Source organism: Halorubrum sp. JWXQ-INN 858 (genome assembly GCF_009806985.1).
Taxonomy (GTDB): domain Archaea; phylum Halobacteriota; class Halobacteria; order Halobacteriales; family Haloferacaceae; genus Halorubrum.
Map to the genome: position 1 here is coordinate 233,486 of NZ_WUAX01000011.1, position 22,282 is coordinate 255,767.

General features: G+C 66.5%; 24 protein-coding genes. 10 read left to right on the plus strand and 14 right to left on the minus strand.

The window, feature by feature from the left end; all coding sequences use genetic code 11:
* Positions 1 to 19: 19 nt before the first annotated feature.
* Positions 20 to 178, minus strand: a complete 159-nt coding sequence (locus tag GRS48_RS09975) for a hypothetical protein (RefSeq protein ID WP_159486032.1) — start codon at positions 176 to 178, stop codon at positions 20 to 22.
* Positions 179 to 424: 246 nt separating this feature from the next.
* Between GRS48_RS09975 and GRS48_RS09980 the strand changes: the two genes are divergently transcribed.
* Positions 425 to 895, plus strand: a complete 471-nt coding sequence (locus tag GRS48_RS09980; RefSeq protein WP_159486034.1) for a zinc ribbon domain-containing protein — start codon at positions 425 to 427, stop codon at positions 893 to 895.
* A 308-nt stretch (positions 896 to 1,203) separates the two neighbouring features.
* Here GRS48_RS09980 and GRS48_RS09985 read toward each other — a convergent pair whose 3' ends face one another.
* Positions 1,204 to 3,705, minus strand: a complete 2,502-nt coding sequence (locus GRS48_RS09985; protein WP_159486036.1) for a cbb3-type cytochrome c oxidase subunit I — start codon at positions 3,703 to 3,705, stop codon at positions 1,204 to 1,206.
* A 2-nt stretch (positions 3,706 to 3,707) separates the two neighbouring features.
* Positions 3,708 to 4,481: a cytochrome c oxidase subunit II gene (gene coxB, locus GRS48_RS09990; RefSeq protein WP_159486038.1), complete on the minus strand. Its 774-nt coding sequence runs from the start codon at positions 4,479 to 4,481 to the stop codon at positions 3,708 to 3,710.
* 136 nt (positions 4,482 to 4,617) lie between these two features.
* On the opposite strand from coxB, the gene GRS48_RS09995 reads away from it, so the two are divergent.
* Positions 4,618 to 5,073, plus strand: coding sequence for a hypothetical protein (locus GRS48_RS09995; protein WP_159486040.1), 456 nt, complete (start codon positions 4,618 to 4,620; stop codon positions 5,071 to 5,073).
* Positions 5,074 to 5,419: 346 nt separating this feature from the next.
* On the opposite strand, the gene GRS48_RS10000 is transcribed toward GRS48_RS09995, so the two are convergent.
* A complete protein-coding gene (locus GRS48_RS10000; RefSeq protein WP_159486042.1) occupies positions 5,420 to 5,620 on the minus strand; it encodes a hypothetical protein in 201 nt (66 codons plus the stop codon).
* Between the two features lie 179 nt (positions 5,621 to 5,799).
* Between GRS48_RS10000 and GRS48_RS10005 the strand changes: the two genes are divergently transcribed.
* The 3 genes from GRS48_RS10005 to GRS48_RS10015 all read left to right on the plus strand — a co-directional run bounded on the left by GRS48_RS10005 (position 5,800) and on the right by GRS48_RS10015 (position 9,567).
* A complete protein-coding gene (locus tag GRS48_RS10005) occupies positions 5,800 to 6,909 on the plus strand; it encodes a GTP-binding protein (protein WP_159486044.1) in 1,110 nt (369 codons plus the stop codon).
* Between the two features lie 133 nt (positions 6,910 to 7,042).
* Positions 7,043 to 7,750, plus strand: coding sequence for a TIGR04206 family protein (locus GRS48_RS10010; RefSeq protein WP_159486046.1), 708 nt, complete (start codon positions 7,043 to 7,045; stop codon positions 7,748 to 7,750).
* 614 nt (positions 7,751 to 8,364) lie between these two features.
* On the plus strand, positions 8,365 to 9,567 hold the full coding sequence (locus tag GRS48_RS10015) for an orc1/cdc6 family replication initiation protein (protein WP_159486048.1): 1,203 nt from the start codon (positions 8,365 to 8,367) through the stop codon (positions 9,565 to 9,567).
* Positions 9,568 to 10,397: 830 nt separating this feature from the next.
* Here the strand turns inward: GRS48_RS10015 and GRS48_RS10020 are convergent.
* Together GRS48_RS10020 and GRS48_RS10025 are read right to left on the minus strand one after the other, a co-directional pair.
* Complete coding sequence (locus tag GRS48_RS10020) at positions 10,398 to 11,843, minus strand: MATE family efflux transporter (RefSeq protein WP_321168386.1); 1,446 nt, start codon at positions 11,841 to 11,843, stop codon at positions 10,398 to 10,400.
* A 680-nt stretch (positions 11,844 to 12,523) separates the two neighbouring features.
* Positions 12,524 to 12,955, minus strand: a complete 432-nt coding sequence (locus GRS48_RS10025) for an EamA family transporter (protein WP_159486050.1) — start codon at positions 12,953 to 12,955, stop codon at positions 12,524 to 12,526.
* A 160-nt stretch (positions 12,956 to 13,115) separates the two neighbouring features.
* Between GRS48_RS10025 and GRS48_RS10030 the strand changes: the two genes are divergently transcribed.
* Entirely contained in the window at positions 13,116 to 13,880 is a 765-nt protein-coding gene (locus GRS48_RS10030; RefSeq protein WP_159486052.1) for a VOC family protein, read from the plus strand.
* Positions 13,881 to 13,911: 31 nt separating this feature from the next.
* On the opposite strand, the gene GRS48_RS10035 is transcribed toward GRS48_RS10030, so the two are convergent.
* The 8 genes from GRS48_RS10035 to GRS48_RS10070 form a co-directional block, all read right to left on the minus strand.
* Positions 13,912 to 14,307, minus strand: a complete 396-nt coding sequence (locus tag GRS48_RS10035; RefSeq protein WP_159486054.1) for a Zn-ribbon domain-containing OB-fold protein — start codon at positions 14,305 to 14,307, stop codon at positions 13,912 to 13,914.
* Positions 14,304 to 15,470 carry a thiolase domain-containing protein gene (locus GRS48_RS10040; RefSeq protein ID WP_159486056.1) on the minus strand — a complete coding sequence of 389 codons (1,167 nt, stop codon included), beginning with the start codon at positions 15,468 to 15,470 and terminating at the stop codon, positions 14,304 to 14,306. Before GRS48_RS10040 ends, GRS48_RS10035 begins: the two co-directional genes overlap by 4 nt.
* Before the next feature lie 110 nt (positions 15,471 to 15,580).
* The gene (locus GRS48_RS10045) at positions 15,581 to 16,333 is read right to left on the minus strand and encodes a proteasome assembly chaperone family protein (RefSeq protein ID WP_159486058.1); all 753 of its coding nucleotides are present in this window, start codon (positions 16,331 to 16,333) and stop codon (positions 15,581 to 15,583) included.
* 117 nt (positions 16,334 to 16,450) lie between these two features.
* Complete coding sequence (locus GRS48_RS10050; RefSeq protein WP_321168387.1) at positions 16,451 to 16,633, minus strand: RNA-protein complex protein Nop10; 183 nt, start codon at positions 16,631 to 16,633, stop codon at positions 16,451 to 16,453.
* Positions 16,634 to 16,654: 21 nt separating this feature from the next.
* Positions 16,655 to 17,455, minus strand: coding sequence for a translation initiation factor IF-2 subunit alpha (locus GRS48_RS10055; protein WP_159486060.1), 801 nt, complete (start codon positions 17,453 to 17,455; stop codon positions 16,655 to 16,657).
* An 18-nt stretch (positions 17,456 to 17,473) separates the two neighbouring features.
* A complete protein-coding gene (locus GRS48_RS10060; protein ID WP_159486062.1) occupies positions 17,474 to 17,647 on the minus strand; it encodes a 30S ribosomal protein S27e in 174 nt (57 codons plus the stop codon).
* Positions 17,648 to 17,649: 2 nt separating this feature from the next.
* The gene (locus GRS48_RS10065; RefSeq protein ID WP_159486064.1) at positions 17,650 to 17,931 is read right to left on the minus strand and encodes a 50S ribosomal protein L44e; all 282 of its coding nucleotides are present in this window, start codon (positions 17,929 to 17,931) and stop codon (positions 17,650 to 17,652) included.
* A 145-nt stretch (positions 17,932 to 18,076) separates the two neighbouring features.
* Positions 18,077 to 19,129 (minus strand): M42 family metallopeptidase, encoded by a 1,053-nt coding sequence (locus tag GRS48_RS10070; protein ID WP_159486066.1) that lies wholly within the window; start codon positions 19,127 to 19,129, stop codon positions 18,077 to 18,079.
* A gap of 128 nt (positions 19,130 to 19,257) precedes the next feature.
* Between GRS48_RS10070 and GRS48_RS10075 the strand changes: the two genes are divergently transcribed.
* The 4 genes from GRS48_RS10075 (at position 19,258) to GRS48_RS10090 (ending at position 22,279) form a co-directional block, all read left to right on the plus strand.
* Positions 19,258 to 19,515 (plus strand): MTH865 family protein, encoded by a 258-nt coding sequence (locus GRS48_RS10075; protein ID WP_159486068.1) that lies wholly within the window; start codon positions 19,258 to 19,260, stop codon positions 19,513 to 19,515.
* A 191-nt stretch (positions 19,516 to 19,706) separates the two neighbouring features.
* Positions 19,707 to 20,366: a J domain-containing protein gene (locus tag GRS48_RS10080; protein WP_321168388.1), complete on the plus strand. Its 660-nt coding sequence runs from the start codon at positions 19,707 to 19,709 to the stop codon at positions 20,364 to 20,366.
* A 50-nt stretch (positions 20,367 to 20,416) separates the two neighbouring features.
* The gene (locus GRS48_RS10085; protein ID WP_159486070.1) at positions 20,417 to 21,145 is read left to right on the plus strand and encodes a metallophosphoesterase; all 729 of its coding nucleotides are present in this window, start codon (positions 20,417 to 20,419) and stop codon (positions 21,143 to 21,145) included.
* A 93-nt stretch (positions 21,146 to 21,238) separates the two neighbouring features.
* Entirely contained in the window at positions 21,239 to 22,279 is a 1,041-nt protein-coding gene (locus GRS48_RS10090; RefSeq protein ID WP_159486072.1) for an NAD(P)-dependent alcohol dehydrogenase, read from the plus strand.
* Positions 22,280 to 22,282: the final 3 nt, after the last annotated feature.

The following is a 22,282-nucleotide window of genomic DNA, read 5'->3' on the forward strand; positions in this document are numbered from 1 at the left end:
GGCTCGCGGGCTTAAAGAATTAACCATCCGAGCGCGGCCCGTCGCCGCGCCAGCGCTTCCACAGGAAGTATGCGACGACGAACCCGCCGGTCCAGAACGCGACGCCGAGCAGCGCGTACCACAGCCCGTAGAGGAGCTGGCCCGTCGGAAACCCGAGGGTCATGACCGCAGTCATCATACGCGTGTTCGGCGCGTCAACGGCATAAACGCTCCGAGCGCTACCGGCGGCAGTGACCCGACGGTGGTACGGGACGGATGGTGGCACGGGGCAGGCGGTGGTACGGGACGGATGATAACACGGGACGGGTGAACAAGCGAGCGATGACAGACGAGGAGCGAGGGGCGGGCGAGCGGTGGCGCGTAACCGACGCCTCGCCCCGCCGGAGTCCCAACACTCATTACTGCCGTACCGAACCACCGTAGCATGAGCGAGACGAGCCGCAAGCGGCCGTGGTTGGCCGTGGTGTTGGCGCTACTGGTCACCGGGCTCGGACACGCGTATCTCCGGCGGTGGGGGCGGGCGTTCGGGTGGTTCCTCGCGGTCACGGCGGTTGGGATCCTGTTCGTCCCCGAAGCCGCCATCGAACAGCTGTACGCCGGCACAGGGGTCCCGATCGGCGACCTCTTCCCGGTGTTCGCCGTCATCGCCGCCAGCGTGATCGACGCCTACGTCGTCGCCGTCCGTCACAACCGCGACCTCGAGTCGGCGTCCGTCGGCGTCGCCGGCACCGATCGGGTCGCCCCCGAAGGCGACGCGAGCGCGCCGGCGGGAGCGGCGGTCCCGCCCGAGGCGCCGCGGGTCGTCGAGTGCCCCCACTGCGGCCGGGAAGTCGACGCTGAGCTCGACTTCTGTCACTGGTGCACCGAGGACCTCCCGAAGCCGGACGGGAACTGACTCGCCGACAAGCGTCGATCCGACTCCGGGCGGGGCGTTCTGTTCGTACGTCCGATGCCAAGAGCGTCGCTGCCGTTTTCACGACACCAGTTCCGTTCCTTCCATGAGACCCGCGTTCGGAACGCGAGCTTCCGACGGTTGGTTCCTCCCGTCGCGAGCGAGACGAATCGGACTCGCGACGAGGGGGCGAAGAGAACCGAATCGAAAGGAGTCGAACCGAAGCACACCGAACCGAAAAGAACCGAAAAGAACCGAAAAGAACCGAAAAGAACCGAAAAGAACCGAACCGCCCGGGGTCCCGCACCCCCTCAGAAGAGGTAGAACAGCGGGAAGAGGAACACCCAGACGATGTCGACGAAGTGCCAGTAGAGGCCGAAGTACTCGACCGGCCGGCCGTCCTCCATGTATGCGCCCCGGTAGGCGCGAACGAACAGGAACATGGCGATGAGCAGCCCGCCGATGACGTGGACCGCGTGGAGCCCCGTCGTCACGAAGTAGACGCTGGCCTGGATCGCCGAGTAGCCCTCGGGCACCGTCGCTAGGTAGACCCCGTCGACGTAGATCTTCTCCCACCACTCCCAAGCCTTCACGGCCAGGAAGGTGAACCCGAGCAGCATCGTCGCTCCGATGGACGCGAGCAGCCCCGTCCGGTGCTGACGGTGGGCGGCAACGAGCGCCAGGATCACCGTGAACGACGAGGTGAGCAGCACGAACGTGTTTATCAGGCCGGGCAGCGACGCCGGGATCGGCTCCCACGACATCCAGCCGGCGTTCCAGCGGATGAACACGGCCGCGGAGATGAACGCGCCGAAGACGATCACGTCGGACGCGAGGAAGAACCACATCCCCAGCTTCACCTTCTCGACGCCCTCGAAGGGCCACCGCTCACCGAACTCGCTGGGCGGCGCGTAGAAGTCCTCAGCGCCCCACTTCCACCCGGCCCAGATCAGTCCCAACAGACCGAGAACCGTGAGCGTCGGGTACACCGGATTGAGGACCTCGACCGAGAACTGCGAGACGCTGTCGCCGAAGTGGAACTCGGTCGAGTTGTTGAACCCGGAGAGGCCCAGGAGCATGATACCCGTCGCGAGCGACAACAGTATCGGCCAGATGCTGGCGTGGCTCGGGTGTTTGTCCCAGTACGGGTAGTTCCGGATGTGCTCGGAGTGGCTGTCGCCGCCGTCAGTGACCGCGTTGCCGTCCTCGTCGGCCTTCACCGCGGGGCCGCCGTCCGGAACGTAGTCCTTCACGAACTCGAGTTTGCCGGAGGCGTACGACGGCCGGTTCGGCCAGTTCTCGAGCGGCGGCGGCGACGAGATCGCCCACTCGGCGGTTCGCGAGTAGTCCCACGGGTTGTCGCCGGCGTCGGGGCCGGAGACGTACGACTTCGCGAAGTTGTAGAACATGATGAAGAACGACGCCCCCAGGAGGAACGCGCCGATCGTCCCGGCCTGGTGCATGCCCTGGAACGCGGGGTTGTACTCGTAGACGCGGCGCGGGGTCTCCCACGCGAGGAACATCGAGAAGTACACCGCGTTGAAGCCGATGAAGAACACGACGAAGTGGACCTTTCCGAGGAACTCGTCGTACATCTTCCCCGTCATCTTCGGGAACCAGTAGTACGCTCCGCCGAACAGCGCGGTCGCACCGCCGAACATCACGTAGTGGAAGTGTGCGACGACCCAGTAGGTGCCGCGGAACTCGTAGTCGAGGACGATGGCGCCGAGGAAGACGCCCGTGATGCCCCCGAGGATGAACAGCAGGAGCGCGCCGAACGCGAAGAGGAACGGCGTCGTGAACTGGATCCGCCCCTTGATCAGCGTGTAGATCAGCGCGAAGACGAGGAGGTCGAACGGCAGCGAGATCCCGATCGTCGTCGCCATCATCAGCGTCTTGATCTCGAGGTTGATCGTCGTCAGGAACATGTGGTGCATCCACACGAGGAACGACTGCACCGAGATCAGACAGATCGAGATGATCACCCACTTCCGACCGACGAGCCGCCGGCCGGAGAAGGTCTGGAACAGCTCCAACATCACCCCGAGCGCCGGGAAGAACACGATGTACACCTCTGGGTGGCCGAAGAACCAGAACAGGTGCCCCCACAGCAGCGACCCCCCCTCCGTCGCGGAGAAGTAGACGCTGCCGAGCACGCGGTCGGACGCGAGGATGAGGCCGACGGCGAGCAGCGCCGCGAACGCGAACAGCATCATCCAGACGGTCGCGAGGATGGACCACGTGAACATCGGCATGTCCATCAGGCCCATCCCTTCGGCCCGGGAGTGGTGTATCGACGTGAGGAAGTTCACCGTCGACGCGGTGACGCCGACGACGAACATGAACAGCGCGAGGACGGCCCCGGTCGACCCGATACTCGGCGTGTACATCGGGACGTTCAGCGGGGCGTACATCGTCCAGCCCGCGTCGAGCGTCCCACCCTGGAAGAAGCTGATCCCGAGCAGCACGCCCGAGAAGAGGTACATCCAGTACGAGAGCGCGTTCAGCCGCGGGAACGCGAGGTCGTCGGCCCCGATCTGCAGGGGGACGAAGTAGTTCGCGAAGCCGAACGCGAACGGCGAGAGGAACCAGAACACCATTATCAGCCCGTGGGCGGTCACGGCCTCGTTGTACGCGAGCCCGGACATGACCTGGTTCGCGGGGTCCCACAGCTGTAAGCGGATCAGCAGCGCGAGCACGCCGCCGAACAGCAGGAAGAACAGCGCGGTGATCGTGTAGAGGATCCCGATGTCCTTGTGGTTGGTCGTGACGAGCCAGCGGCGGACCGAGGTCGTCGGCGGGAGGTCAGCCATTGTCAGTCACCACCCTCGTCACCGTTCCCGTCGTCGTTGTCGGTGTCATTGTCGTCGTCTTCGTCATCCGTTTGGGTCCCCTCGTACCACTCCTCCCACTCGTCCTGTGGGAGGACCGTGATCTGCCCGTCCATCGCCGAGTGCCCGGAGCCACAGAGCTCGAAGCATTCGACGAGGAACGTCGCCTCGCCGCCCTGGGCTTCGACCTCCTCGGAGGAGACGGAGAACCACGTATGGGCGGTTTCACCCGGGATAGAGTCGGCTTTGAAGCGTAACTCTGATGAACCGAAGTTATGCCAGACGTCCCGTGATGTCACCGCGAGGTCGATCCGGGCGTCGGCGGGCACGACGAGCTCGTTCGTTTCCGTGTGTCCGTTCGGGTAGAGGTAGTCCCAGCCGAACTGGTACCCTTCGACGACGATCTCGATGTCGCCCTCGCCGTCGGTGTCCGGTCCCTCCTCGACGTAGAGGAGGAGCCCGTACGCGTAGACGACGAGGCTGATGACGACGATCGCGCTCAGCCCGAACGAGAGGAAGAGCTTCTTGGCTTTCGGGCCGCCCTGTCCGGTCGGCAGTTCGCCCACAACGGGTGCATCGAAGTCGTCCTTCGGCTCGCCACCGTCGTCGCGGTACTTGTACGCGTTCCACAGCGTGTATGCAACCACGACGACGCCGACGAGCGTGCCGAGCGCGAGGAAGACGAAGAAGATCTCGTCGAAGACCTCCGCCTGCGCGCGCCAGCCACTCCCCTGTTGCAGGATAAGTGAGTCTATCATGTTTGTCGCTCTGCTCTTGTGTTCCCCTTGGCGATGGCGCACTTAGCTCTTTTGTAGCGCGCCCGGATCCGATTCCCGTGGCCATATACGAAGGCTATTTGTACACACGACGAAACCCACCACTAACGAGGAAACTATGGTTTCGCTTACGATATTGAGTACCGTGCTGATGGGGTTGCTCGTCGTCGCCACGTTCGTCGCGGTCGCACGTATCGGCGGCCAGCGGAAACCACCCCGTGAGGAGGAATCGGGAGACAAGTACACGGTGGTATCGAACCGTCTGAGCGAGCTCGTTCGGACGCCCGCGGTGTGGTCGATCACCTTCGTCGTCGTGACCGTCGGCGTTGGGGCTGCCGCGGTGCTGGCGGTCGGTGACTTCGGGCTGCCGGAAGGCGTCTCCGGGATGATGCTTGGGGTCGTGTACGCGGCTGTCGGGCTCCTCATCACTGGCTTCGTGTTTCTCGGCGCATACTTCGGCGCTCGCGGACGCGGGCTCGGAAACGCCCACGGGATCGCTGCCGGCTCGTTCGCGGCCGGGCTCGTGTTCTTGGTCCTCGTCACCGCCCAGCTGCTCGTCGGCGTCATCGGCTGATCGGCCGAATCGACGTCCGGCGTTCGCTCGACCGTAATCGACCGGCCGTTTTCGTTCACTCGACCGTAATCGACGATGGTTTTCGTCCGACCGCAGTCGCTCGCCAGTCGAAAGCCTTCGTGGTTCTCGTCGGTCGAAAGCCTTCGTGGTTCTCGTCGGTCGAAAGCCTTCGTGGTTCTCGTCGGTCGAAAGCCTTCGTGGTTCTCGTCGGTCGAGGCTGGCCGCGCTTCCGTTGGAGTCGACCGCTTATGAGTGATCAGCTCATCGCCGATGACCAGAGACGGGTTCCCGGTGGCGGGGCATCTCCGCTAACGGTGGGTTGACGCGTCGGACTCGAAGAACGTGCTCAGGCGACGGCGACGCCCTGTCGGGCGAGGTAGCTGCTCGCGGCTTTGATCTCGACCGGGCTGCCGATGATCCGACATTGGCCGTTCGCCTCGAACACCGTGACGGTGAATCGCTCGTGGAGCCCGTCGCGGACCCCGTCGAGGGCACGACACGGGAGGACGATCTGGGTGCTGTCTCTGAGGCTCGTCGGGTCCGGCATTCGACGTTCGTTCGATCACGTGTCGCCGATATAACCGTGTCGAAATATCGGCGTTCCAACTACTTCACGCGATCACTGCGGGCGGTCGACGGGAGCGGACGTCCTCGAACGGTGGGTCCGTCGAGGGGCGTCGTCGCGAAGGAACAACTTTAACGAGCCGAACGGCGGACCGTATACCAATGGGACTGGAGGAAGAGATCGAAGAACTCCGCGAGGAGATCGCCGACACGCCGTACAACAAGTCCACGGAGGCACATATCGGACGGCTGAAGGCGAAGCTCGCGGAAAAAAAGGAGAAGCTGGAGAACCAGTCCTCTGCGGGCGGCGGTCACGGTTACGCGGTCGAGAAACACGGCGACGCCACGGTCGCGCTCGTCGGGTTCCCGAGCGTCGGCAAGTCGACGCTCATCAACGCCCTCACCAACGCCGACAGCGAGGTCGGCTCCTACGAGTTCACGACGCTCGACGTGAACCCGGGCATGCTCAAGTACCGCGGCGCGAACATCCAGATACTCGACGTCCCCGGCCTGATCGAGGGTGCGGCGGGCGGACGCGGCGGCGGCAAGGAGGTGCTGTCGGTCGTTCGGACCGCCGATCTCGTCGTGTTCATGCTCTCCGTGTTCGAGATCGAACAGTACGACCGGCTCGCCGAGGAGCTGTACAACACGAACATCCGGATCGACACCGAACCGCCGAACATCAACGTCCGGAAGACGCACAAGGACGGGATCCAGGTGACGATGGGGGACGGCGTCGGCCTCGACGAGGAGACCGTGAAACAGGTCCTTCGCGAGTACGGCTACGTCAACGCGCAGGTGACGATCGCCCACGACCTGACGATCGACGAACTCATCGACGGCGTCATGGACAACCGGGTGTACCTCCCGTCGATGGTCTCCGTGAACAAGGCCGACCTGATCGACCGCGACTACCTCCCGACGGTCCAAGCGGAGATCCGTGAGCGGGGGCTCGACCCCGACGAGGTCGTGTTCATCTCCGCCGAAGAGGGGCGCGGGCTCGACGGGCTGCGGGAGCGCCTGTGGGAGGAGCTCGGACTCGTCCGGATCTACATGGACAAGCCGGGTCGCGGCGTCGACTACGAGGAGCCGCTGATCCTCTTCGAGGGCGACACCGTCGGCGACGCCTGCGAGAAGATCGGCGGGGAGTTCGAGGAGCGGTTCAAGTTCGCACGCGTGACGGGCCCGAGCGCGAAACACGACGAACAGCAGGTCGGGAAGGGCCACGAGCTCGCCGACGAGGACGTGCTCCGGATCGTCGCGCGGAAGTGACTCTTCGAGAAGGGGCTGACTCCTCCGGACGCACCAGCTCCTCGCGGACGGATCCGCGCTTCCACGACCCGACCAGCGATACCTAACTCCCACGGACGAACCAGCTATACCTACCGCCGCCCGAGAGGCGACCATGCCACGATCGGCTCGGGGCGTCGGTGCGGACTGCCGCGTTCCGGACGAATGCGTCTCGACGAGCGTGCGAAACCTGCGGAACGACGCCGCGAGTGACAGGGACGCCGGAGGAGGCGGAGATCCTGCCGGCAACGAGGACGCTGTCGGCGACGTCACGGCTGGCCGGAACGACGCAACCGACGCGTTCCCCCGGGATGACGTCTCCGGGGGCCGATCGGTGCTCGCGGTGCTGTTGTTGCTCGTCGTTCCGGTGGCGGTCGTCCCCTCGGGAAGCGGGGACCTCACGTTGGTGAGCCTATGGGGCTTCGTGAACACCGGACCGTCCGCTTCGGGACTTGGGATCCACCTCTACCCGGTCTGGTCGTACTTCGGCGATCACGTCCGTCCCTTCTCGACGCTGCCGGCATCCATCCAGGTCTGGCCGCTCGCGCTCGGGTTCCACCTGCTCGCCGTGGCGAGCGCGGCTTCGGGGGCGGCGCTCGGGCGCGAGGACCGTCGAGTAACAGGAGGGCTGCTCGTGCTGGCGGCCCTGGCGACGTCGTGGGTGACCGTCGGGCTGGCGGGACGCTTCGGCGTCGGGCAGGCGGCGGGAACGGGCTGGTTCAGCGTGCTTCCCGTCGGGGCAGTCGTCACTCTCGCGCTTACGGCCGTCCTGTACGGGGACGCCCTGCGGAGGCTGTTTCGGCTGAGACGGGAAGAAGTGTGAAACGGGAAGGAGAGAACGGGAGAGCGAGTCACGGACCGCCGTTCCGAACGAATTGAGGCGTTTCGAGAGGACACACACCCCTCGTTTCGTCTGTTCTTGGCGCTCGAACGGGTGGGGGCGTTGCCTGGGAGGGCTGCCCGTCAGCGGCGGCTCGTCAGCGACGACTTGTCATCGGTTCGTCAGTGACAGGAGAACGGGACGTGAGGGGCACACCCCTCGTTTCGTCTGTTCCACGTCGTTGGCGGGGGTGTGGCCTTCACAAGAACCTTCCCTGCCGAGTGGAGCCCTGCCCTATCGAGCAGAACGCCGTCGAATCGACGAGGGGGTTCCGTCGACGTTCCTGCCGAAACGCGAGACACGGACGTGTGTTAAATGGACGCACACACCGAAGGTTCGATAGGGGGACACCCCTCGTTTCGTCTGTTCTTGACCGGTCGGTGACGTGGGTGATCCGCTATAACTCACGTACTGGAACGGCTTGGGTCGCGTCGGTTTGTGGTTGTAGCCCTTCTCTCCGACCGCTTTCCGAATGAGGAATCCAGCAAATCAAGCGAAACAAGCGAAACAGAAAACGTCTAATTTATATAGTATACTCGTGTCAAGTCGAACGATAGATGGGCGACGACATCTTTTCGGGGATCACGGAGACCCTCTTTCGGGAGAAGGCAATCCTCTCCGAGGAGTACAGTCCGGACGTGATCGTCGAGCGCGACGACGAGATCGACGCCTACCGGAGCGCCTTAAAAGACGTGCTGTTCGGTCGGAACCCGTCGAACGTGTTCGTCTACGGGAAGACCGGAGTCGGGAAAACCGCCGTCACGGAGTACGTTCTCGACGCGCTCGCCGACGAGATCGAGAACCGACCGGCCGCGGACGAACTGCACGTTCACTTCCACAACTGCAACGACGATAGCGTGTACCGAACGGTTCGGTCGTTGATAAACAGTATCCGGGGGGCGGACGACGATCGGTTCCCCGAAACGGGGCTGTCGACCTCGCACGCGATCGAGACGCTGTACGACGAGATGGACGCTCGCGGCGGGACGTTCATGTTCGTCCTCGACGAGATCGACCACCTCTCGGACCCCGACACGCTGTTGTACGAGCTGCCACGGGCCCGGGCGAACGGTCACCTAACCGACGCGCGGGTCGGCGTGATCGGTATCAGCAACAACTACACGTTCCGTTCCTCGTTGAGTCCGAAGGTGAAGGACACGCTCATGGAAAAGGAGATCGCGTTCTCCCCGTACGACGCCGCGGAGCTGCGCTCGATCATCTCGGCACGCGCCGAGAAAGCGCTCGTCGACGGCGTCCCGCAGGAGTCGGCGATCGCGCTGTGTGCGGCGAAGGCCGCGAAGGACACCGGAAGCGCGCGACAGGCGATCGACCTGCTTCGGGAGGGCGGCGACGTCGCCGAGGAGGCGGGTGCCGAGACGATCAGCGACGAGCACATCGCCGCCGCAGCCGAGCGTGTCCAGCGCGGTCGCGTCCAGGACAAGCTCCGCGATCAGACCGTCCACGGACAGCTGATCCTCGAGGCGATCGCCCGGCTCGAAACGGACGATCGGACGGCGGTTCGGTCCAAGGAGATACGCGACGTCTACGAGCGGGTCGCCGTCGGGTGGGACCACGACCCGTTGACGACGCTGAAGAGTATCCAGAACCACCTCGCCGACTTGACCATGCTCGGGTTCCTCGAGCGGACCGAACAGAACTCCGGGCGCGCGGGCGGCGCGCACTACCAGTACGAGCTGACGCTGGACCCGGAGATCGTTCTCGACACGCGCCAGTCGATCGAGTCCGACACGTTCTGTTGATATCCTCCTCCGCGTGAACGCGGAGGAATCCCGAGCGGTGGGAGTTTCAGGTTTGCAACCACGGACGCCGCCACTTAGCGGGAACTCGTTTAACCCAGTCGTCGTGGTCGGTGGCTGACTGGCGGTGCCAAACCGCCGTTACTCCTATCCTCGACATCGTTGACTCCCACCTATTGTTTTTGCCAGCAGGGAGTCGCTGATGCATCAACGGATTCGGAGTTATCTTCGAGCTTGCTCAACCGACGGGCACGAGACGAACCCTTCGAGGATTCACGTTTACCACGTCGGCATTTCGGATACTGCCTCGTTACGTGGGCGGGCTGGCCGCCTCCGGAGGTCGTTCGGAATCCGCTCCGTTCCGACCTGACCTTACCATCGTGTAACGGTTCTTATCTCTTGAAAGTATGTATTGGAAACTCAGGCTATGTTATCCAAGCGTTGTTTGATCCACAGTTGTCGGATTCATCCTGCGCCTAAAGGCGCAGGTATTCTCCTTGCACTTTATAACGGCCCCCTCATTGACCACTTCTTTCTCCCAGTTCCCTCTCCTCCTTGCCCTACCTCCTTCCTTTCCACATCCTGCCACCACCCCCTGCCCACTACTGAACTGAAGAACAGACGAAACGAGGGGTGTGCCCCCCTACCCTCGCCCAGCCCGCCCCCCTCTTCAAAGCCAAAGAACAGACGAAACGAGGGGTGTGTGCCCGTCCCGATCCCGTACAGTCCATCCTCCAAACCGACCCTCTCCCAACTGGACCTCCCCCAACCGGGTCCCCTCGCAGCCAGACGCGTTCCAACCGCCGTTCGGTACCGCACCGCTCCGGAACCGGTCAGTCGTCGCTGGCGGCGACGTCCGGACGATACGCCTTGCTTATCGCCTTCCACTTGCCCGATCGGAACCGCCAGTAGTTGATCGCCGCGGGGATGCTCGTCTCGGCGACGAAGGCCAGATACAGTCCCCACAGGCCGAGCGCGGTCGTCGCCCCGAGGTACGCGAGGGGGATCGAGACGCAGAACATCCCGACGAACTGGCTCGCGAACGGGACCTTGGTGTCACCCGCCGCGTCGAGCGGCCCCGCCGCCCCGCCGGAGACGCCCTGGAAGATCACCGCGAAGCAGGCGGCGTACACGAGGGTCACCGCGATGGGCACCTCCGGGCTCTCCGGCCCCTCCGCGAACAACACCACGATGTCGGTGGCGAAGAACGCGATGAGGACCGACGAGACGAGGTACGTCGCGACCGAAAACCGGATGATGTCGCGCGCGTACGCCTCCGCCTCGGCCGGGTCGTTCACGCCGAGTTCCTGGCCGACGAGGCTCGACGAGGCCAGGCCGAACCCCCAGCCTGGCGTGTTCATCAGCCCCCAGATCCGTCGGGCGATGACGAACGCGGCGACGGTGTTCTCGCCGAACACGTCGAGGATGGCGAGCATCGGGAACTCCGCGACCGTCCAGACGAGATTCCGAAGCCCAACGGGGAGCCCGATCTTCACGAGGTCACGGAGCATCGCGGCGTTGAGGTACGACCCGAACGGGTCGATCCGAACGGGGAACGCGCCGACGCCGGGCAGATACCCCCACGCGAGTCCGACCGCGAACCCCACGGTGACGATGACGTTCGCGAGGACGGTGCCAACGGCGGCCCCCTCGACGCCCCACCCCATCCCGAAGATGAACCACGCGCTGAGGAAGATGTTGGCCACCGCCCCGCCGGCGCGGACCTGCATCGCGGTGTACGCGTCGTCACACCCGACGAGCACCCGGCTCCCGACGAGGTTGAGCCCGGCGAGCGGGACGCCCAGCCCGACGATCCGGAGGTAGTCCGCTCCCAGATCGATCGCGCGCTCGTTGCTGCTCAGCAGCGAGATGAGTTCGTGCGGGTACGTCCAGAACAGCACGGACACCGGAAGGCTGACCACGACCACGAGGAGCGTGCTTGCGCGGACCGCGTCGCCGAGCTCGCGGAACGCCTCCGCCCCGTAGCGCTGGGACACCAACGCGATCGTCCCGCCGGCGACGCCGCCGCCGATCGAGAACGCGAGCCCCCAGAACGGCCCGGCGAAGCCGACGCCCGCGACGGCGCTGGTGCCGACCGCGACGCCGACCATCGCCACGTCGACCGCGTTCTTCGACATGCGGGCGATCCCGGTGACGATGCGGGGCCACGCGAGGTCCGTCGTTCGGACGACTCGGTGGCGGTCGATCAGCCCCAAGCGGGCGAGGCCGAAGCCGATGTAGAGGATGAAGAGGCGGAACGGGTTGGGGACACGGGACACTGCGAACACCGACAGTTTCCCGGCGAGGCTAAAGTCGTTTCGTCACGCGGCAGCGGTCACCGGCTCGTGAGGGTTCGTGAACGACGCTTTCGACGCCTCGAGCGCGGCCTCGAGTACGTCCTCGAAGGCACCCATCGGAGAGGCTCGATTGAGACCCTCCGTTCCAGACCGCTCCTCGTCTGAAACGGTGGATCTCCGGAAAGTGCGTATCGGGTGCGTCGTCGCTCGTCGTGTTTATAAAGAATCGCGGAGGAATGCCGTGGCTGTGTATCAGTGGAGCGTCGTGACGGATCAGCGGTGTTCGGTGCGATCACGAACGAGGAACGAACGGACCCGTACTCACCCGCACCGCCTCCTCACACCTCCCCAACCTCGGCAGACGGGTGGAGTCCGACGACCTCGCGCGCGACGGCCGCGATCGATCGTTTATACGGGGCTTGTTCATATTGGCGTTTGCTCAGCTGGGCGTTTCCTAGTCCAATCCACTTATATGCGGGCGCTCGGTTCCAGGCTCGGTCGATTCGTCCCCCTCTACTGAGCGATCGAGAGCGTGAAAAATCTCAACTGTGGGAGAACTCAACAGAGCCAGCGAAGACATCCATCGAAGGTACTTCTCGGAACCGTCCCCCGCGAACCGACCCCGCGAATCGACCCCGCAAACGGCACCCTCTCTCGGCTCGTCAGGCCCCCGAGACGAGGTAGACGGCGACGATCGCGAAGACGATCCCGAGCGCCTTCCGGGCGGAGAACGACTCCCCGAGAACGAGGACTCCGATGAGCGAGGAGAAGACGAGGAACATCGCGAAGATCGGCGTGACGACGCTCACCGGTCCCAGCGCCAGCGACCGGTACAGCGCGAGGATCCCGATCCCGAGGAACACCCCCGCCGCGAGGACGTGCAGCACTTTCGGCGACCCCAGATGCGTGGTAAAGCCCTGTCCCGTGTAGACGAGCACCCCACCGGCCATGGTGACGAGCAGCACGTTCGAGATCACGACGGCGACGTCGCTCGGAACGGCGTCGGGGCCGGTGGTCGCGACGCGCATGAGCGGGGAGACGAGCGCGTAGGCCCCCATCGCGAGGAGGGCGTACGGTAGGTACGTGGCGTTCATACTCGTCCCTGTGTCGGTGGCTCCAAGTGCCTGCCGGACCCGGAGGGGCACGCCGCGACCCCGTCGACCCGTTCGCCGTGTTCCTCACTCCGAGCGTCACGGCAGGGGTTCGGCTTCCCCCTTCAGTACGCTTTTGAGGCGAGCGACCGACGTGTCGGCTATGTCCGGAGTGTTCGACCACGTCATGATCCGCGTCGAGGACCTCGAGGAGAGCCTCGACTGGTACCAGACTCACCTGAACTACGAGGAGAAGGGCCGTTGGGAGGCCGACACGTTCACGAACGTGTTCCTCGGCCCCGAGAACGACCACGAGGACGGCGCGCGCCTCGAGCTCACGTACAACCACGACGACCGGTCCTACGAGATGGGCGACGCGTGGGGCCACATCGCCGTGCGCGTCCCCGAGGACGAGCTCCAGGAGTCGTACGACGAGCTGATGGAGGGCGGCGTCGACGACTACCGCGACCCGGAGTCGTGTAACAACCGCTACGCGTTCGTCAAGGACCCCGACGGCCACGAGATCGAGATCGTGAAACGCGACTACGGCGAGAAGTGGAGCATCGACCACACGATGATCCGCGTGGAGGACGCCGACGCCGCGCTGGGCTACTGGACCCGGAAGTTCGAGTACGGCGAAACCAGCCGCTGGGAGTCGGACACCTTCGCGAACTACTTCATGAAGCCCGACGGGGCCGCCGAGGAGGCGATGGCGCTGGAGCTCACGTACAACTACGACGGCCGCGCCTACACGATGGGCGACGCGTGGGGCCACCTCGCGATCCGCGTCGACGACCTCGACGACGCCTGGGCCGATCTCATGGAGCGCGAAGCGCCCGACTACCGCGACCCCGAGTCCTGTAACGACCGCTACGCGTTCACGAAAGACCAGGACGGCCACGAGGTCGAACTGGTTACTCGCGACTAACCGCTACGTCCCGCGACGAACTCCCCCGCGCTCACGCCGGACGAAGCACCACGATCCGCTTCCCGTCCGTTTCCCGCTCCTCCACGCCCGCCTCGACCGCCATCCCCAGGTCGATCCCGTCGACCGCCTCGGGATCGACACCACGCAGGACGCCGGTGAGCCGGACCGCGCCGAAGTCGGCGATCGCCGTGACGTACGGCGCGTCGTCGTCGAACCGCGGCGTCGGCACGTGCACGACGGTGAACGTCTCGAGCGTCCCGACCTCGGGGAGCGGCTCGGCGGTGAGCTCCGTCGATCCCGAGTGGGGACAGACCCGCCGCGGGGGAAGCGACCCGTGTCCCGCTGGCGATTCGAGGTAGAAGCCCTGGCCGTCCGCCAGCGCGGCGAGCCACTCGTCGTACCCGGCGTCGCCGGCCGCCCCCGTCATCGGGCCACCTCCAGCACGTGAACGACGGCGCTCGCGACGGTGCCACCCGCGTTGTGTGCGACCGCGACCTCCGCGTCGGGGACGTGTCGGCTGTTCGGGTGGTCGCCGCGGAGCAGCCGCGTCAACTCGACGATCTGTGACCCGCCGGTCGCCCCGACGGGGTGCCCCTTCGCCTTCAACCCGCCCGAGAGGTTGATCGGGAGGTCGCCGTCGGCCGTCGTCACGCCGTCGCGGGCGGCCGAGATCCCCTCGCCGGGCGCGAAGAAGCCGAGCGACTCCGTCGCCAACACCTCGGCGATCGTAAAGCAGTCGTGGACTTCCGCGAGGTCGACGTCGTCCGGCCCGATCCCCGCCTCGTCGTACGCGGTCGCCGCCGCGTCGTCCGCCGCCGGCGTCCGCGTGAGGTGTTCGCGGTCCCCGAGCGCGAGGTTGTCGGTGCCCTGTCCCGTGCCCGTGATCGCGACGGGGGCGTCGAGGTCGTTCGCGTCCGCGTACGCCTCCGAGACGAGCACCAGCGCGCTCGCGCCGTCGGTGATCGGGCAGGCGTCGAACAGGTGGAGGGGAGTCGCGATCGGCGGAGCGTCCAGCGCCTCCTCGACGGTGACCTCGCGCCGGTACTGGGCGTACTCGTTGTCGACCGCGTTCGCGTGGTTCTTCGAGGCGACGTGTGCGAGGTCGGTTCGCCCCCCGCCGTACTCGTCAAAGTACGCCCGCGCCATGAGCGCGTACGCGCCCGGGAACGTCATCCCCGCGCGGATCTCGAAGAGGTCGTCGGCCGCGATGGAGAGCCCCGCGGTGGCGTCGCCCGTCCCGAGGTTGTTCATCCGCTCCATCCCGCCGGCGACGACGACGTCGGCCTCGCCGCTCCGGACGGTTCGAACGGCCTCCCGGACCGCGACCCCGGCGGAGGCGCACGCCTCCTCGTAGCGAGTCGCCGGACAGCGGAGCCCGGCTGCCTCCGCCATCAGGGGAGCTTGGTGGCCCTGGTTCTCCGCGAGCGAGCCGATGAAGTTGCCGTAGTTGAGCGCGTCGACGTCCGCCCGCGGGACGTCCGCGTCCGCGAACGCGTTGAGCGCGGCCTCCGCGAACAGGTCACGGCCCGTTCGCTCCGGTTGGCGTCCGAACTTCGTGAGCCCGACCCCCGCGACGCGTACCTCTGTCATACATGAACGATGATCGTCGATCCGTGTTATGTCTGCCGGAAGCGGGGGTGAACGCAACCGAGTGAGAACCGAAGACGGACGAAGCGACGGAGGCCGAAACCGGTGGCGAGCTACCCGATGTAACGGAGCTCGTCGTCGGCCGCGCTCGGGCCCTCCTGCATCTCGCGGATCTTCCCGATGACTTCCTCCATCTCCTCCGCGCGGTCCTCGAGCGTCGCGTAGTCGACGTCGAAATCGAGCAGCGTCTCCAACGACTCCAGGACCGCGCGGGCGCTCTTCGGGTCCACGAGGTAGCCGCTGGTCTCGCCCATCAGACAGGCGGCCTCGAAGCCGCGCCGGCCGCCGAGCCCGAGGACGAGCCCCGACACGCCGACGATGCCACCCGCGGGCTCGTCCGGCCGGAACTCGACGTCCGCGGCCTCCAGCTCCTCGATCAGGGCCCCGTCCGACACCGCACCGAGCACGGTGTACTCCTCGACGAGCTCCCCGGTCGGGACGCCGCCGAGCGCGAACGCCCGTTTCGCGCCGAACTCCTCGGCGACGTCGAGGAAGGCGTCCGTGAGCTGGTAGTGGCCGTCGTTCGACGCCGCCTGGTGGTCGCCGGTCAACACCAGCAGGTCGGAGCCGTCGGTCTCGACGGCGTGGAACTCCGCGCAGGTGAGCTCCGCGACCCCCTCGTCGTCGACGTTCACCTGCGGCGGGAACTCCGTCGCGTACACTCGGCGGACGAGCTCGCCGTCGAACTCCTCCAACAGGTGCTCCGCGGCGAGCTTCCCGACGTGACCGACTCCCGGAAGCCCCTCGATCAGGACCGGGTCGTCGAGCGCCGGCGTCGCGACTTCGTCGATCTCGATATCGTCCATACCGTATCCGTCCGGGCGGCGGTCACAAGAGAGTGGTCATTCGAGGAGGCAAGCCGGGCGGCTCGCGAGTCGTCTCGAGAGTCCCGAGCCGGCGGCTTCGAGGATGTTGAACGTCGGCTACTCGCGCCGTCTGGCGCGCACCCGACGCCGGTACTCGCCGTACCGGTCCTCGGGGCCGAACGGGGCGGGCGCGCTGTTCTCGGTCGCCGCCCCGCAGTCGGGACAGCGGTCGCCGAGGGTGTACACCGGTCGCTCGTGTGTGTCGATCCACGCCGAACAGACCCTGATGTCGGATTTCACGGGCGGAGGGTCGAGGAGACGTTACTCGTCGTCCTCGTGGCGGTCGCGGTGGAAGCCACCGACGCCGCCGACGGACTCGATCGCGTCCCGGGCACGGGCCGCGGCGGTCTCGAGCTGGTCCTCCGCCGTCTTGTAGTCGGGCGCACGGACCTTGATGCGGTACTCGGGCGCGCCGACGTAGCCGACGTCGAGCTCGACGCCGTCGGGGACCTCCCCGTTCCCCTCGGCCGCCTGCAGGGCCGCCCTGATGTCGTCGACGCCGTCGGGGGCCGCCGACTCGAGGTCGACGTAGCCCGTGACGTCAACGTACGGGACGGAGACGTTCTCGCGGGCGGCGGAGACGACCGCCACGGCCGCGTCGTCGTCGATGTCGACGTCGTCGAGCGCCTCTTCGCCGTGGATCGCGGCGGCCTCGAAGGCGTCGTACAGCGACTCGTACTCGACTAAGAGCGCGTTGGCGACCTCGGTGTACCGCTCGTCGGCGACGTCCTCGCCGAGCGCGATGAGCATCCAGTTGTCGGCCTTGCGCTCGTTCTTCCACGCCTGTATCTTCTCCTTCCGCTGGTGTTCGTTGACGTCCTTGACCGACAGGTCGATCTGCGCGGAGGACTCGTCGACCTCCAACACCTTCGCGACGACCGTCTGTCCCTCGCGGACGTGGTCGCGAACGTTCTTGATCCAGCCGGAAGCGACCTCGCTGATGTGACAGAGGCCACGCTTGTCCTCGTACTCGTCGAGGTCGACGAAGACGCCGAAGTCCGCGATCTCGTCGACTTCGCCGACCACGAGCTCGCCGGGTTCGGGCCAACCGCTGTACTTCATATCGGGGGTGTGAGGCGGTTACCGCGCCTCAACGGTTTCGACGGTCTCGCCGTGGAGCTCGGCCTCCCCGCCGGTCGGGGTCGCGAGCGTCGTGCCACAGACCGCACAGGACACGACCGAGGCGGCCTTGCTGAAGACGACCTGTTCGTTCTCGCAGTCGCCGCAGGCGACGCGGATGAAGCTTCCTGCCATGGTTACTCCTGGAACGTCAGCCGGCCGGCGCGCCAGCCTTTGCGCATGTGGGCCTTGCCGCAGTCGCCACAGCGGTACTTCAGGTGCGTCTTCTTCGTCGGCTTGTCGCCACCGGGGACCTTCGAGTACCCGCCGGCGTTGCCGATCGTCGCGAGGGCGCGGCGTCGCTGTCGCGCGTCGCGCTTCAGACCGGTCGCACGGCCCGATCGGACCTTCTCCACTTCGTGCTCCTGATGGGAGTCACAGTTGGGACAGTACGTGTTGAAACGACGTGGCATTTCCATGGAAATCTACCTTGGAGGGGGTTCGACGCCGACGCTTAAAACGGGTTTGGTCTGTCGCGACCGCCGACGACCCCGCGGCCGTCTACGCCTTTCGCGTCGCTTCGTTCCCGTCGAACGCGTCCACACCGGTCATCCGTCGACGACCTCAGAGCGTGTAGTCGTGGTCGCCGGTTTCGGACTCGAGGAACGCCGTCAACAGGTCGATCGTCGCCGCGACGTCGCCGGCGTCCGCCGTCTCGGTTACCGTGTGGAGGTATCGGGTGGGGATCGAGATCGCGCCGACGGGCTTCGCGCCCGCGGAGTGCTGGAAGCCGGCCGTGTCGGTGCCGCCCGCGGGCAGCACCTCGTGTTGGTGGTCGATGCCCGCCGCCTCCGCGACGTCGGTGAGCCGGCGATGGACCTTCGGGCTGGTGATCACCGAGGAGTCCTTCAGCTTGATCGCGGTCCCCTCGCCCAACCGCGTCACCGCGTCGGCCTCCTCGCCGATCTGCGGGACGTCGTTGGCGACCGTGACGTCGAGCGCGATCGCGAGGTCGGGGTCGATGTCGACGCCGAGCGCGTAGGCCCCGCGGAGCCCGACCTCCTCTTGGACGGTCGCCGCGAAGTGGATCGTCACGTCGGGGTCCTCGATCCGACGGGCCGCCTCCAGCGTCGCGAACAGACAGACCCGGTCGTCGAGCGCCTTGCCCGTGATCCGGTCGCCCATCCGGGCCGTCGTCTGGTCGAGCGTGACGAGGTCGCCGACGCTCACGAGCTCCGCGACCGACTCGCCGTCGCGACCGACGTCGATGTAGACGTCCTTCACCTCGTCGGCCTTCTCGCGCTGGTCGTCGGTGAGCGTGTGCGGGGGCACGGAGCCGATGACGCCCGTGAGGTCCTCCTCGCCGTGGACGGTCACGCGCTGGGCGCGGAGGACCCGCGGGTCGAACCCGCCGAGCGGGTCGACCTGTACGAAGCCCTCATCGGTGACGTGACGGACCATGAACCCGATCTCGTCCATGTGGGCGGCGACGGCGACCGCGTAGTCGCCGTCGCCCTCGATCGTGGCGACGACGTTGCCCATGGCGTCGGTGCGGACGCGGTCGGCGGTGTCGGCGAACTCGCGGCGGACGATGTCGCGGACGTCGTCCTCGTAGCCGGGGACGCCCCGCGCCTCGGTCAGCTCACACAGCAGGTCGTAATCGAACGGAAACGGCATACCGGCGTCTCAAACCCCACGCGTAAAGGATCGAAGGATCCGGCACGACACGCTGAGAAACGATAAACCAGGTGTTGGTTCTTTCAGGTTCCGCAACGCTTTTGCGGTCGCTCCGGACACGTGAGGGTATGACCGACGTCGAAGCCGAGCTACGCAGCCAGTTCACGGACGCCTTCGAGAACGCCGACTACCCCGTCAACAACCAGATGGACCTCGTCCCCGCGCTGCCGGACGGCCCGGGGACGAAGTTCGAGGCCGGCGACGTGAGCTTCACCGCGATGGAGCTGGCGGCCAAGCTGGGCAGCGACCAGGAGTTCCCCTACGAGTCGGCCGAGGACCTCGTCGACGACATCATCGAGGGGCTCAAATCGAAGGACCTGATCTGAGCGAAGGAGCCGACCTGAAACGCCACCCCAAGGGATCGACCGCCACCGGAACGCTGGCCACCACCAGAGCGCCGATCGCCACCGAAACGCCGGTCGCTCCGACCTGAACCGTACGCTTTCCGCTCCGACCGCACCGACAGCTCCGACCGCTCCGCCGAGACTTTCATACGGATACGTCCCGTACGGCGGGTGTGACTGCCGACGTCATCAGTATCGTCCCGCCGTGGATGCTGGTCGGTACGGCGCTCGGGGGTGCGGCCTCCGTCGTCGTCGCCCTCGTCTTCTACCTCGGGACCCGCCTGTCCCCGCCGACGGCGAGCGCGGCGAGCGGTCGGAGCACCGACGGCGACGCGCGGCGACGGCGTGAGATCCGCGAGTACCTCTCGGCGATCGGCGAGCGCTTCCGCGAGGGACACTCCCTGGGTGGCGTCGTCGTGCCCTTTTACCTCCCGGAGCGGGGCGTCGCGATCACCTTCGACGCACACGACTACTTCGAGCTGAAGGGCGAGGGCGTGTTCACCGTCCTGTGTGAGCACGAGATGCCGGGGCGCGGGCTCGGCCGCCGGCTCCCGTTCGAGGTGACCGAACCCGAGTGGGGGCCCCGACAGCCGTCGGCTGCGCGATCGACGCGCGATCCGGTCGCGGACGCGTTCGAAGAGCTCGGGCTCTCGACCGACGCCGAGGCCGCCACGGTGAAACGGGCGTACCGCGAGCGGGTCAAGGAGGTACACCCGGACCAGGGCGGCGACGAGCGCGCGTTCCGGCGCGTCCGGGAGGCGTACGCGACCGCCAGCAACCACGCCGACGGGACGGCCGAGCGCGCCGATCCCGTGCCCGGCTTCGGGCGGTAACGCACAGCAACGCTCCGCGACGACGCCCCCGACGGCGTTATATCGGAGCCATGCGAGGCACGGGTGTGAACGGCGTCACTCTCCGTGACCGTGCCGCGTTCCTCGAGTCCGCCCGGACGCTCGTCGTCGCCGACGTCCACGTCGGGCGCGACGAGGCCTCCGCCGTCGCCTTCCCGCTCGGCGAGCGCGAGGACCTCCGTGAACGGCTCGACGCGCTCCTCGCGCACTTCGACCCCGAGACGGTCGTCTTCGCGGGCGACGTGGTCCACACGTTCGACGGGGTCTCGGAGCGGAGCCGTGCGAGCCTCGCCGACCTCGCGGCGGCGTGTCGCGCGGCCGGGGCCGAGCTCGTGCTCGTCGCGGGCAACCACGACACCGCGCTGTCGGCCGCGTGGGACGGCCCGATCCACGACGAGTACGTCGTCGAGGGGTCGTCGACGGCCGCCCGTTCGCGAACCGTCGTCTGTCACGGCCACGAGCCGCCGTCGGCCGTCGCGGGCCGCTACCTCGTCGGGCACGTCCATCCGACGGTCCAGATCGAGGGCGACCGCCATCCGTGTTTCCTCTACGGCGAGGGCACTTTCCGCGACGCCGACGTGCTGCTGTTGCCCGCGTTCAACCGGCTGGCCCCCGGCGTCGTGATCAACGACCTGTCAGCCGACGAGTTCGACTCGCCGTTCGTCGACGACCCCGATCGGCTGTGTCCGCTCGTCTACGACTCGGCGACCCAGGAGACGCTGACGTTTCCGCCGCTCGGGGAGTTCCGCCACCGGCTGTGAGTCGGTCGAGGCGCGACGTCCGTCGAACGTTGGCAACCTATTCTCCCACATTCATAACGAATGTTTATGCGTGTCTGTGTCAGACACGACTGTATGCTGGCAGCCAGACTACACGAGTACACGCATGACATGAGCGAGGGGCTCGTCGTCGAGGAGGTCGATCCGCCGACGATCGACGGGCCACACGAGGTGATCGTCGAGGTCGAGGGGGCCGGGTGGTGCCAGACGGACAACCACGTCATCGAAGGGATGTGGGAGGAGTACGTCCCGCAGCCGTTGCCCATGACGCTCGGCCACGAGAACGCGGGGACCGTCGTCGAGACCGGTTCGGAAGTCGACCTGGTTTCGGCGGGCGACCCCGTGGTGTGTCACCCGGTGCAGACGTGTGGCCGCTGTCGTCAATGTCGGCTCGGCGAGACGATGTACTGTGCGGACAGCGCCTTCAACGGGCTGACGACCGACGGGGGATTCGCCGAGTTTCTGCACACGAGCGAGCGGGCGGTGATCCCGCTACCGAACGGCATCGATCCGGTCGACATCGCGCCGCACGCGGACGCCGGGATCACGGCCTATCACGCGGCGAAAAAGGCGGTTGCGAAGCTGAACCCCGGCGACCACGCCGTCGTCATCGGCGTCGGCGGGTTGGGCCACATCGGCCTCCAGTGTCTGGACGCGATGAGCGCGGCCCGTCTCACGGCGGTCGACGTGAAGGACTCCGCGCTCGACCTCGCGAACCGGTACGGGGCCGAACACCTCATCAACCCGGAGGAAGCCGACGTCCGCGAGACGCTCGACGACATCACCGACGGACGGGGTGCCGCGCAGGTGCTCGACTTCGTGGGCGCGGACGTGACCACCGCGTACGCCCCGGACGTCACCGCGTCGGGCGGCGATCACCACGTCATCGGCTACGGCGGCCACGTCCACGAACCCTCACAGGCGCTGGTCAACGGCGAGTTCTCCTTCGTCGGCAACATCGTCGGCCGCTATACGGAGCTGCAGGAGCTGGTCGCGCTGGTCGAACAGGGCGACGTCGACCTCCACACGAGCCGCTACGGCCTCGACGACGTGAACACCGTCGCCGAGGAGCTCGAACGCGGCGAGATAGACGGCCGCGCCGTCATCACGCCCTGAATC